The 11,910-nt window shown below is 69.5% G+C and carries 14 protein-coding genes; all 14 read right to left on the reverse strand.

Annotation, left to right across the window (positions count from 1 at the left end):
• Positions 1-61: 61 nt before the first annotated feature.
• Positions 62-889 (reverse strand): PP2C family protein-serine/threonine phosphatase, encoded by an 828-nt coding sequence (locus DEI88_RS09150; protein ID WP_111009188.1) that lies wholly within the window; start codon positions 887-889, stop codon positions 62-64.
• Positions 890-902: 13 nt separating this feature from the next.
• A complete protein-coding gene (locus DEI88_RS09155) occupies positions 903-1,484 on the reverse strand; it encodes an FHA domain-containing protein (RefSeq protein ID WP_146246027.1) in 582 nt (193 codons plus the stop codon).
• Between the two features lie 70 nt (positions 1,485-1,554).
• Positions 1,555-2,328 (reverse strand): YaaA family protein, encoded by a 774-nt coding sequence (locus DEI88_RS09160; protein WP_111071582.1) that lies wholly within the window; start codon positions 2,326-2,328, stop codon positions 1,555-1,557.
• Positions 2,325-2,603: a F0F1 ATP synthase subunit epsilon gene (locus DEI88_RS09165; RefSeq protein WP_111009190.1), complete on the reverse strand. Its 279-nt coding sequence runs from the start codon at positions 2,601-2,603 to the stop codon at positions 2,325-2,327. The genes DEI88_RS09160 and DEI88_RS09165 overlap by 4 nt, the downstream gene beginning before the upstream one ends.
• Positions 2,604-2,605: 2 nt before the next feature.
• A complete protein-coding gene (gene atpD, locus DEI88_RS09170; protein WP_111009191.1) occupies positions 2,606-4,066 on the reverse strand; it encodes a F0F1 ATP synthase subunit beta in 1,461 nt (486 codons plus the stop codon).
• A gap of 41 nt (positions 4,067-4,107) precedes the next feature.
• Positions 4,108-5,010 (reverse strand): F0F1 ATP synthase subunit gamma, encoded by a 903-nt coding sequence (locus DEI88_RS09175; protein WP_111013230.1) that lies wholly within the window; start codon positions 5,008-5,010, stop codon positions 4,108-4,110.
• A gap of 55 nt (positions 5,011-5,065) precedes the next feature.
• The gene (gene atpA / locus DEI88_RS09180) at positions 5,066-6,703 is read right to left on the reverse strand and encodes a F0F1 ATP synthase subunit alpha (protein ID WP_111071504.1); all 1,638 of its coding nucleotides are present in this window, start codon (positions 6,701-6,703) and stop codon (positions 5,066-5,068) included.
• 151 nt (positions 6,704-6,854) lie between these two features.
• Positions 6,855-7,649 carry a F0F1 ATP synthase subunit delta gene (locus tag DEI88_RS09185; RefSeq protein WP_111013229.1) on the reverse strand — a complete coding sequence of 265 codons (795 nt, stop codon included), beginning with the start codon at positions 7,647-7,649 and terminating at the stop codon, positions 6,855-6,857.
• 2 nt (positions 7,650-7,651) lie between these two features.
• Positions 7,652-8,212, reverse strand: coding sequence for a F0F1 ATP synthase subunit B (locus DEI88_RS09190; RefSeq protein ID WP_111009195.1), 561 nt, complete (start codon positions 8,210-8,212; stop codon positions 7,652-7,654).
• An 8-nt stretch (positions 8,213-8,220) separates the two neighbouring features.
• Positions 8,221-8,454, reverse strand: a complete 234-nt coding sequence (gene atpE / locus DEI88_RS09195) for an ATP synthase F0 subunit C (RefSeq protein ID WP_092096151.1) — start codon at positions 8,452-8,454, stop codon at positions 8,221-8,223.
• A 56-nt stretch (positions 8,455-8,510) separates the two neighbouring features.
• On the reverse strand, positions 8,511-9,371 hold the full coding sequence (gene atpB / locus DEI88_RS09200; RefSeq protein ID WP_111071581.1) for a F0F1 ATP synthase subunit A: 861 nt from the start codon (positions 9,369-9,371) through the stop codon (positions 8,511-8,513).
• Between the two features lie 104 nt (positions 9,372-9,475).
• Entirely contained in the window at positions 9,476-9,955 is a 480-nt protein-coding gene (locus DEI88_RS09205; RefSeq protein WP_111013228.1) for a Cg1360 family ATP-synthase-associated protein, read from the reverse strand.
• Entirely contained in the window at positions 9,955-11,226 is a 1,272-nt protein-coding gene (locus DEI88_RS09210; protein WP_111009197.1) for an MraY family glycosyltransferase, read from the reverse strand. Before DEI88_RS09210 ends, DEI88_RS09205 begins: the two co-directional genes overlap by 1 nt.
• Positions 11,223-11,897, reverse strand: coding sequence for an L-threonylcarbamoyladenylate synthase (locus DEI88_RS09215; protein WP_111009198.1), 675 nt, complete (start codon positions 11,895-11,897; stop codon positions 11,223-11,225). Before DEI88_RS09215 ends, DEI88_RS09210 begins: the two co-directional genes overlap by 4 nt.
• Between the last annotated feature and the right edge of the window lie 13 nt (positions 11,898-11,910).

The raw sequence follows: 11,910 nt of genomic DNA on the forward strand, positions 1-11,910 counted from the left end.
TCGGTCGGTCTGTGGACAACTGCACGGCGTCGGCACCCCAGTTCGGGGGTGGTGACGGACCTCAGGCGGACCGGTGGCGGGGCAGGGTGTCCTCGACGTCGTCGGCGTGCGGCGCGGCGTCGACCTGCAGGACCACGACCGTCACGTTGTCGCGGCCACCGGCGACGATCGCGTCACCCACCAGGCGCTCGGCGAGCTGCTGCGGGTCGTCCACCTTCGCCGCGATCCGGGAGATCCCCACGTCGCCGATCTCCTTCGTGAGACCGTCGGAGCAGATGATGTAGCGGTCACCCGCGTGCAGCGGCAGCGTCCAGAAGTCGGGCTCCGGCGTCTCGCCGAACCCGACCGCGCGCGTGATGACGTTGCTGTCCGGGTGGGACTCGGCGTCCTCGGCGCGGAGCAGCCCGGCATCCACCATCTCCTGGACCACAGAGTGGTCGACGGTCACCCGTCGCATCGCGCCGTTCTCGACACGGTAGGTCCGCGAGTCCCCGACATTGAACACGAGCGCCGCGGGGACGCCCCCTGCCGCGATGATCGCGACGCCCGTCACGGTGGTGCCGGCACCGATCGCGTTGCCCCCGGCCGCGCGCTCGATGTCCGACGTCGCGCGCACGAGCGCGGCCTGGATCGCGTCCTCCGAGGCGAAGACGTCGCGGAGCGCCCCGAGACGACGGACCACCGCGTCGCTCGCCCGGTCCCCCGCGAGGTGGCCGCCCATGCCGTCCGCCACGACGAAGAACGGCGACTCGACGAGGTAGCTGTCCTCGTTGTGGTCGCGACGCCGACCGACGTCGGTCGCGGCCCCCCACGAGAGCGTGAGGGCACCGCCGTCCGCACCGGGCAGGGCCAGGGAGTGCGCCGACGTCGGTCGGCCGAGTTCCGTCACGGGTGGGTCGCTCTCAGTCGTGGTGTCGTGGGATCGGTGGGAGGTCGAGGGGGTCACCGGCCAGACCGCCGCGGGTCGCTTCCGGGATGCGGAGGTGACGGGACAGGATCTCGACGGTGTTGCCGTCCCCGATGTCCACCACCGTACCGGTGAGCACGACGATCGCGGCACCGGAGGGCATGCGGAACGGACGGGCACCGGGGGCACGCACGACCGTGCCGTTCGTGGACGCGAGGTCCTCCACGACGACGGCGGTTCCCTCAGCGCGGACGGCGATGTGCGAGCCCGAGACCTCACCGTGCCGGGAGGGCACGGTGACGAGCAGCGGCCGTGCGGTGAGCGGCACCCGCGGTGGTGCGGGACGACGACCGATGACCACCGGCCGGTCGAGCCGGACGACCTGTTCGCCGACCCGGATCGCCGGGACGCGCCCGGACTCGACGCCGTCGGTGCCCGGATGCGGCGACCCGGTCGTGGTCGACCCTGCCGTGGGCCGCGCAGGACCGCCGTCGTCACGGGCGTGCCGCACGTGAGGATGCGGCGGGGACGGCCGGGTCACCGGACGTCCGAGGATGGTGTCGTCGTCCTCGCCCATGTCCACCTCCCCGGATCGGTCGTTCCACCGTAGTCGACCGTGCTCCCCTGCCCGCGAGGGGCGGCACTCGTCACACTGTCGCGGGTTCGAGGGTCTCCGCCACGAGGTCCCATCCGTCGGACGTCCGATCGAGCCCGATCCCGACCGTCCGAGCCCAGTCGGCGAGCTCCGACATGGACCCCGGCTCGATCTGAGCCCGACCGAGTGCGGAGACGAGCCGGCCCTTCGCGGTCTTGTTCCAGTGGTTCAGCGCGCGGCGACGGCCGTCCGTCCCCTCCGACACGACGCGGAGCCGGACCGATCCGGACACCGGCCCGAGCGCACGGTACCCCTCGGAACGGAGGTCGAGCACGACGCCGTCGACTCCCCGCGATCCGAGCGCCCGCACGGTCGACCCCGGCCACACGCTCCCCAGGCGGAGGTTCCCCAGCCGCGCGTCGTGGGACAGGCGGTAGGCCGGGATCGGATCACCAGCCGCGATGGGACCGAACATCGCGGACTGCACGATCACGTGTCGGTGCCACCACTCGCGGACCGCCGGCGGCGCGGAGGACGCGTCGAGTGGGTCGTACAGGACACCCGTGTACCGCTCCACGGCCGGGAGGGTCGGCGCACCCTCCAGGGAGAGGTTGCGGAGACGCTCCCCCACGGATCGCGGACCGAGTCGCAGCGCGTACCGCGCCGACTCGTCGTCAGAACTGACGGAGCGGGCCGCGGCGATCACCGCGACCCGCTCACTGGTCAGTTCCGGGAACGACAGCGCACCGAGGTCGAAGGGGCGCGTGTCGTCACCGCCCTCCCGCTTGGTCTCCGACGGCGGGAGGAGGATCGTCAGTCCGCTCAGGCCCGTCCTCCGGTGGACGCGAGGGCGGCCTGGCGCGCCACGATCGTGACGGTGTCGTGTTCGACCGACAGGAAGCCGTCTTCGGCGTCCGCGTGGACGGTGCTCCCGTCGGCGCGCGAGATCCGCACCTGCCCCTGCGCGAGGATGGCGAGCATGGGCTCGTGCCCCGCGAGGACACCGATCTGCCCCTCGGTCGTCCGGGCCACGACCATGGTGGCGTCGCCCGTCCAGACCTCTTGGTCGGCCGATACGACGCTCACGGTGAGACCGGCCATGATCAGCGGTTCTCCTTCTGGATCTGCGCCCACTTCTCCTCGACGTCGGAGATCGCACCGACGTTGAAGAACGCCTGCACGGCGACGTGGTCGAACTCGCCGTCCGCGATGGCGCGGAACGACTCGATCGTGTCCTTGAGCGGGACGGTGGAGCCCTCGACGCCCGTGAACTTCTTCGCCATGTAGGTGTTCTGCGAGAGGAACTGCTGGATCCGACGAGCACGCTCGACGGTGATCTTGTCCTCTTCGGAGAGCTCGTCCACACCGAGGATCGCGATGATCTCCTGCAGCTCCTTGTTCTTCTGGAGGATCTGCTTGACGCGGGTCGCGGTCTCGTAGTGGTCCTGGCCCAGGTAGCGCGGGTCGAGGATGCGCGAGGTCGACGCGAGCGGGTCGACCGCCGGGTACAGGCCCTGCGACGCGATCTCACGCGAGAGCTCCGTCGTCGCGTCGAGGTGTGCGAACGTCGTGGCCGGCGCCGGGTCGGTGTAGTCGTCGGCCGGCACGTAGATCGCCTGGAGCGAGGTGATCGAGTGGCCCCGCGTCGAGGTGATGCGCTCCTGGAGCACACCCATCTCGTCGGCGAGGTTCGGCTGGTAGCCCACCGCGGACGGCATGCGACCGAGCAGCGTCGAGACCTCGGAGCCCGCCTGCGTGAAGCGGAAGATGTTGTCGATGAACAGCAGCACGTCCTGCCGCTGGACGTCGCGGAAGTACTCGGCCATGGTCAGGGCCGACAGCGCCACGCGGAGGCGCGTTCCCGGCGGCTCGTCCATCTGGCCGAACACCAGGGCGGTCTTGTCGAAGACCCCGGCCTCGTCCATCTCGCCGATGAGGTCGTTGCCCTCACGGGTGCGCTCACCGACGCCCGCGAACACCGACACACCGCCGTGGTCCTGGGCGACGCGCTGGATCATCTCCTGGATGAGGACGGTCTTGCCGACACCCGCACCACCGAACAGGCCGATCTTGCCACCCTGCACGTACGGGGTGAGGAGGTCGATGACCTTGATGCCCGTCTCGAACATCGTGGTCTTCGACTCGAGCTGGTCGAACGCCGGGGCCTTGCGGTGGATGGGCCAGCGCTCGGTGATCTCGATGTGCTCACCGGGCTGGGCGTTGAGGATGTTCCCCGTGACGTCGAACACCTTGCCCTTGGTGACGTCACCGACCGGCACCGAGATCGGCGCACCGGTGTCGCGGACCTCCTGGCCGCGGACGAGGCCGTCCGTCGGCTTGAGGGCGATCGCGCGCACCAGGTCGTCGCCGAGGTGCTGGGCGACCTCGAGCGTGATCTCCTGCTGGTTCTCGCCGAGCGTGATCGTCGTGTGGAGCGCGTTGTAGATGTCGGGGATCGCGTCGTGCGGGAACTCGATGTCGACGACGGGGCCCGTGACGCGGGCGATCCGGCCGACGCCGGGTGCCGACGACGACTCGACCGCGATGGTGGCGGTGTCGGTCATGGCTGGTGCCTTCCTGGGGGTGGTTTCTGACCCTGGTGGGGTTACTTCTTGGTGCCGGAGAGCGCGTCGGCACCGCCGACGATCTCGGAGATCTGCTGCGTGATCTCGGCCTGACGCGCGTTGTTCGCGAGCCGCGTGAAGTCGCGGATCAGCGAGTCCGCGTTGTCACTGGCGGACTTCATCGCGCGCTGGCGAGCAGCGTGCTCCGAGGCGGCGGACTGCAGCATCGCGTTGAAGATGCGGCTTTCGATGTAGACGGGCAACAGGGCGTCGAGGACGGCGTCCGCGTCCGGCTCGAACTCGTACAGCGGGAGCGGAGCGTCGTCCGCCGGAGCGTCGACTCCCTCGACCACCTCGAGCGGCAGCAGTCGCACGACCTGCGGCTCCTGGGTCACGAGGCTCACGAACCGGTTGAACACGATGTGGATCTCGTCCACACCGCCCTCGGACGTCTCCTGCAGGAACTTGCCGACGACCGCGTCACCGATCTCCTTGGCCGTCGAGAAGGACGGCTGGTCCGTCCCGCCGATCCACTGCCGCTCCGAGTCACGCTGGCGGAACGAGAAGTACCCGACCGACTTCCGGCCCACGAGGTAGTAGACGACGTCCTTGCCCTCGCTGCGCAGGAGCGACGCGAGCTCCTCGGTCTGCTTCAGCACGTTCGAGCTGAACGCGCCGTTCAGCCCACGGTCCGACGTGAACACGACGATCGCGGCACGCGTCGAGCTGGCCGGTTCGGTCGTCAGCACGTGCTCGACGTTCGAGAAGGTGGCCACGGCGGACACGGCACGCGTCACGGCCCGCGAGTACGGGCCGGACGCGGCCATGCGGGCCTGCGCCTTCTGGATCCGCGACGCGGAGATCAGCTCCATGGCGCGCGTGACCTTCTTGGTCGTCTGCGCCGAGCGGATGCGCTGCCGGTAGACCCGGAGTTGTGCTCCCATTGCTGTCCGTTCTTGTTCGGGAGGTGGAGTTCGTCAGGACGCGCGGACCCGGAGGTCAGCGGCGTCCGCGGACGATCTGCTCCTGATCGACGTCGTCGGCGTCCGCAGCGGCGAACTGCTCGTTCCCGACCGAGGCGAGCGTCTTGCCCTCGCTCGTCTGGAACCCCTTCTTGAAGTCGTCGATCGCCGCACCGAGCGCCGAGATCGTGTCGTCGTCGAGGACGTTCGTCTCGCGCAGCGTGTCGAGGATCGACGTGTTGCGCTTCAGGTGGTCGAGCAACTCGGCCTCGAACCGGAGGACGTCCGACACCGGGACCTCGTCGAGCTTGCCGTTGGTGCCGGCCCAGATCGAGACGACCTGGTCCTCGACGGGGTACGGCGAGTACTGCGGCTGCTTGAGGAGCTCGGTGAGCCGGGCTCCGCGGTCGAGCTGACGACGCGAGGCCTGGTCGAGGTCCGAAGCGAACATCGCGAAGGCCTCGAGCGCCCGGTACTGGGCGAGTTCGAGCTTGAGCGTCCCGGAGACCTTCTTGATCGACTTGACCTGGGCGTCGCCCCCGACGCGCGACACCGAGATGCCCACGTCGACCGCCGGACGCTGGTTCGCGTTGAACAGGTCCGACTGCAGGAAGATCTGCCCGTCCGTGATCGAGATCACGTTCGTCGGGATGTAGGCCGAGACGTCGTTGGCACGGGTCTCGATGATCGGCAGACCCGTCATCGAACCGGCACCGAGCTCGTCGGACAGCTTCGCGCAACGCTCGAGGAGCCGGGAGTGCAGGTAGAAGACGTCACCCGGGTAGGCCTCGCGCCCCGGCGGACGACGGAGGAGGAGGGACACCGCGCGGTAGGCCTCGGCCTGCTTCGACAGGTCGTCGAAGATGATGAGGACGTGCTTGCCGCCGTACATCCAGTGCTGACCGATGGCCGAGCCGGTGTACGGGGCGAGGTACTTGAAGCCCGCGGGGTCGGAGGCGGGGGCGGCGACGATGGTGGTGTACTCCATCGCGCCGGCGTCCTCGAGCGCACCCTTGACGGAGGCGATCGTCGAACCCTTCTGGCCGATCGCGACGTAGATGCAGCGCACCTGCTTGTCGACGTCGCCGGACTCCCAGTTGGCCTTCTGGTTGATGATCGTGTCGATCGCGATGGCCGTCTTGCCGGTCTGGCGGTCGCCGATGATGAGCTGACGCTGACCGCGGCCGATCGGGATCATGGCGTCGATGGCCTTGATGCCGGTCTGCATCGGCTCGTGCACCGACTTGCGGGCCATGACGCCCGGAGCCTGGAGCTCGAGGGCGCGGCGGCCCTCCGACGCGATCTCGCCGAGGCCGTCGAGCGGGGTGCCGAGCGGGTCCACGACGCGCCCGAGGTACCCGTCGCCGACGGGGACGGAGAGCACCTCGCCGGTGCGGGTGACTTCCTGGCCCTCTTCGACGCCGGCGAACTCGCCGAGCACGATGACGCCGATCTCGTCCTCGTCGAGGTTCTGCGCGAGGCCGAGCGTGCCGTCCGCGAAGCGGATCAGCTCGTTGGCCATGACGCCGGGGAGGCCCTCGACGTGGGCGATGCCGTCGGCTGCGTCGATCACGTGACCGACCTCGGCCGTGGAGGCCTTCGTCGGCTCGTAGTTCGAGACGAAGTCCTTCAGGGCATCACGGATCTCATCGGGGCTGATGGTGATGTCTGCCATGGGGATATTCCTTGTTGGTTTTCGAGACCGATGGCCCCGAGGTGTGTGTGCCCGTTCGAGTCGGACCTCGACGGCCCCACCCTGGTTCATCTCGGACGCGTTGCTGCTGACCGTGTGGTGTCGAGGGTACGTCCTGCCCCCGACCTCGTGCTCAACCGGCGAACTCGAGGCGCAACTGCTGGAGCCGCGTGTTGACGGTGCCGTCGATGACGTCGCCGCCGACCTGGACCCGGATGCCGCCGACGACGGTGGGGTCCACGACCTCGTTCAAGTTGATCGTGCGCCCGTACCGGTTGGCGAGCGTCCGGCCGAGGCGATCCCGCTGCTCGTGCTCGAGCGGTGCGGCGCTGATCACCACGGCGACGACCTGGTCCGCCTCCGCTGCGACGATCTCGGACGCGGCCCGCACGATCTCACCGATCCGGCGACCGCGCGGCTGCTGCACGAGGGCCGACAGGATCGCGATGGTCTGCGCCGAGGCCTTGCCGTCGAGCAGTCGCTCCACCAGTGCCGCCTTCTGCTCGGGGCTCCCGAGCTTCGTGCCGAGTGCGAGCTCGAGGTCGGCATCGGAACGGACGGCGGTCTCGAACGTGAAGAGCTCGCGCTCGATCGACGTCTCGGGTCCGGCACTGCGCGCGAGAGCGCGGATGCCCGCGTCCTCGATGCCCGCGAGGAGGTCCCGGTGCGACGACCACCGCTCCGCGACGACCGCCGAGAGCACCGCGCGGACCGCGTCCGAGCGCGAGGCGAACACCCGCTGGACGAGCGCACGCTTGCCGTCGGCGTCCGCCGTGGCGTCGCCGAACACACCGAGGAGCTGGGGAGCGCCGGCGATGGTCCGGCCCGCCGAGAGGATCTCGACACCGGCGGACAGGTCCGCGGCGTCTCCGAGCTCCGCGAGGGTCTCGCGGACGGCCTCGAGTGCGGTCCTGGTGGCGCTGCGCATCCTCAGTGCTCCGTTCCGGCCTCGGACCGCGCGGACGACGCCTCGAGGTCGGCGAGGAACCGATCGACCACCGCGGCGGCCTTCGCGTCGTCCTTGAGGGACTCGCCGATGACACCGGACGCGAGGTCGATCGCGAGCGACCCGACCTCGGAGCGCAGCGACTGCACGGCGCTCGCGCGCTCGGCCTCGATCTGGGCCTGCGCGTTCGCGGTGATACGAGCGGCGTCGGCCGCGGCCTGCTCGCGGACCTCGTTGCCGATCGCGGTCGCGTCGGCACGGGCCTGCTCACGGATGCGCGCGGCCTCGGCACGGGCGTCGGCGAGCTGCTTGTTGTACTCGTCGAGCGCGGCGACGGCCTGCTGCTGGGCTGCCTCGGCCTTCTTGATGCCGCCCTCGATGGCCTCCGTGCGCTCGTCGAGCATCTTCGTGATGCGCGGCGTGACGACACGCCAGAACACGATGAAGATGATGATGAACGCGACGAGCGACCAGAGGATGTCATACGTCTCGGGGAGGAGCGGGTTGTGCGTCTCCCCGGCCGCGGTGATCAGTGCGTTCTGCATCGGGAGCCTTACGCGAAGATGTAGTACGTGGCGATGCCGATGAAGGCGAGCGCCTCGGTGAAGGCGATACCGATGTACATCAGGGTCGTCAGGCGGCCCTGGAGCTCGGGCTGGCGGGCGACCGACTCGATCGTCTTGCCCACCACGATGCCGACGCCGATGGCCGGGCCGATCGCCGCGAGGCCGTAGCCAACCGTCGCGATGTTGCCGTTGATTGCCGCGAGAACGGTCGTTGCGTCCACGTGTTTTCCTTCCTGGGGGTCGGTCCCGGCGGACGCCGGGACCGGAGTGAGGTTCGTTAGTGCTCGTCAGCCAGCGCGAGCTGGATGTACACAGCGGTGAGGAGCATGAAGACGTAGGCCTGGAGGAGCGCCACCAGGATCTCGAAGAAGCTGAACGCGATCCCGAACGCGAGCGTCCCGATCCCGAAGACCTTGAACAGGCCGTGCGACTCCGTGAAGAAGAACCAGGTCGCCGAGAAGAACAGGACGAGCAGCAGGTGCCCGACGACCATGTTCATGAGGAGTCGCAGCGTGAGCGTGATCGGCCGGAGCACGAACGTCGAGACGAACTCGATCGGCGTCACGATGATGTACAGGTACCAGGGCACACCGGGCGGGAACAGCGCGTTCCGGAGGAACGTCCCGGCGTGCTTCCGGAGTCCGGCGTAGATGAACGCGATGTAGGCGATCACCGCGAGCAATGCCGGCATCGCGATGCGGCTGGTGCCCTGCAGGTTGAGACCCGGGATGAGTCCGCTGAGGTTCATGAACAGCACGCCGAAGAAGATCGAGGCGAGCAGCGGCAGGTAACGCCGACCCTCGCGCTCGCCCAGGTTGTCGAACGCGTTGCGCCGCACGACGTCGAAGCCGTACTCGATCATCGCCTGCCCACGGTTCGGGACGAGCTTGAGCGCCCGGGTCCCGGCGAAGGCGAACACGAGCAGCACAGCGACCGCGATGAACCGGATGATGACGAGCCGGTCGATCTCGATCGGGGTCCCCGCGAAGAAGATCGGGTCGGGGAAGAACTCGTTGATCGAGGGACCCTGGAACGTCGCGGCGTCACTGCTCCCCGCCGCGACGGTCGAACCCGCAGCGGTGAGGGACAGGGGAAGAGCGTGGGATAGCAGCGCTGTCTCCTGTGTCGAGCGCGCAATGAGCACGCGGAGGTGGACTGAGTGGAGGCGATCCGATCGGAGCAACGGGGCTCGGCGACACGGACTTCCAGAAGCCTATCAGGTGTGGGAGCCTTCTCGGTCTCTCAGGCGCGAGGGTCCGACCGGCCGTCGCGGTCTCCCGGCAGCGGCACGTCGATGGGCACACGAGCCCGCGCGACCGCCGAGACGTCGATGACGAGGCTCCCGACGATGCCGACGATGATCGCGATCGCCATGACGACGCGGTCCACCCAGTCCTGGTCCCGCAGGACGGCGAGGATCACCACGAACAGGATGAACTTGACGAGCCAGGTACCCATCACGATGCCGAAGAAGGCACCGCTGATCATCTGCCCGCGGGAGACCCGGAGCGCGACGAGCACGCTCGCGGCCGTCAGGCCCAGGAACACCACGCTCATCACGGCGCCGACGAGACCACCGGCCAGGCCGGGACCACCCGCGACGAGGAGCCCGACGACGCCGCCGACGACGGCGAGGACGACCGCGAGCACGGCTCCCTGGACGAGGATCCGGCGGAAGACCGGGCGGACGTGGTCGAGCGCGTTCGGCGCGGGGGTGCTCATCAGCGGGACTCTCCGGTGGTCGGTCGGCGCGGCGCTGGCGCCGCGTCCGGGATGGTGCGGGCGCCGTCGCGGCGGGACGCGGCGCGGTCGAGGGGATCGAGGGCCGGGTCGACCGGCACCTCGCCACCCGCCGCGCTCTGGGCGACGATCTCGGCGCGTTTCCTGCCGAGGGGCGCGAACGTGACGACGGCGCACACGAGGAAACCGACCGTCACGAACGCGAGCACCCAGTACCAGGGCAGGAACAGGAACAGCAGGCCCCCGACGGCCACGACGGCGGTCCAGCCGTAGAAGATGAGCACCGCGTGGAAGTGCGAGTGTCCCATGTCGAGCAGCCGGTGGTGGAGGTGCTTGCGGTCGGCCGAGAACGGGGACTTCCCCGCGCTCACCCGGCGGAACACCGCGAGTCCGAAGTCGAGCATGGGCACGACGAGGATCGCGAACGGCAGCAGGATCGGGATGAACACCGGGAGCAGCTGCGTCCGCGTGTGCACCGCCGCGGGGTCGATGTTGCCCGTGAGCGACACCGCGCTCGTCGCCATGAGGAACCCGACGAGCAGCGCTCCGGCGTCACCCATGAACAGCTTGGCGGGATGCCAGTTGAGCAGCAGGAAGCCGAAGCAGGCACCGACGAGGACCGCGGTCAGGAGGGACGGCAGGTTGAAGAAGAACTCGGTCTGCACGACGATGCGGTTCACGAAGAAGCTGTACAGGAAGAACACGCCGCCGCCGATGATCGCGACGCCCGCGACCAGCCCGTCGAGACCGTCGATGAAGTTGACGGCGTTCATGACGAGGACCACCGCGAGCACCGTGAAGATGAGCGACATGTAGCTCGAGCCGACCGTGAGCGAGTTGCCGATCGGGAGCGACACGATCGCGACGCCCTGCCAGGCGAGGATGCCCGCCGCGATGATCTGCCCGGCGAGCTTCGTCATCCAGTCGAGGTCCCAGATGTCGTCGGCGACCCCGAGCACGACGATGATCGTGGCGCCCGCCAGGACCGCCAGGACACGACCGGGCTCGGCGAACACGAGCCGAAAGTAGTCGACGCCCGCGATGTGCGGGAACACGAACCACGCGCACAGCAGCGACACGATGATCCCGAGGAACATCGCGATCCCGCCGAGGCGCGGGGTCGGCGTCCGGTGGACGTCACGCTCGCGGACCTTCGGGTACCACCGGTACCGCATCCCGAGCTTCCACACGACCCAGCTCAGCCCGAAGCTCACGGCGGCCGCGATGGCGCCGGCGAGCAGGTAGTACCTCATGTGACGAGGTCGCCACCGGCGACGCGCTCGATCTCGGCGTCGGGGATCACCCCGTGCCGGACGATGCGGAGCCCGCCCCCGGTCGCGAGACCGGTCGCGTCGACGATGGTCGAGCCGGTCGAGGCCGCGACGCCCTCGTGCGGGGCGAGCCGGCCACCGTCGAGGTACACCGCGACGCTGTCCCCGAGCATGGCCTCGGCCTCGTCGACGTCCATCGCGGCGGGCACGCCCGTGGCGTTGGCGCTCGACACCGCGAGCGGACCGACCTCGTGCAGGAGCTCGAGCGCGATGCGCTGGTCCGGCATGCGCAGCGCGACGGTGCCCCGGGTCTCGCCGAGGTCCCAGTCGAGCGACGGCTGCGCCGGGAGGATGACCGTGAGGCCGCCCGGCCAGAACTCCGCGACGAGGTCACGCACGACCTCCGGGACCTCGGCGGCGAGGGCGTCGAGCGTGGCGATCCCGGGGATGAGGACGGGGGGCGGCGACTGCCGCGTGCGGCCCTTGGCGTCGAGCAGTCGCTGCACGGCCTTCGCCGAGAAGGCGTCGGCCGCGAGACCGTAGACGGTGTCGGTGGGGACGACGACGAGCTCCCCGCGACCGAGCGCGGCCCGTGCGAGCCGCATGCCGGTCAGGAGTCCGTCAGCATCGGAGCAGTCGTGTCGGGAGGCCATGGCCCGCCCATGA

It is taken from the genome of Curtobacterium sp. MCBD17_003 (genome assembly GCF_003234885.2).
Classification (GTDB): Bacteria; Actinomycetota; Actinomycetes; order Actinomycetales; family Microbacteriaceae; genus Curtobacterium.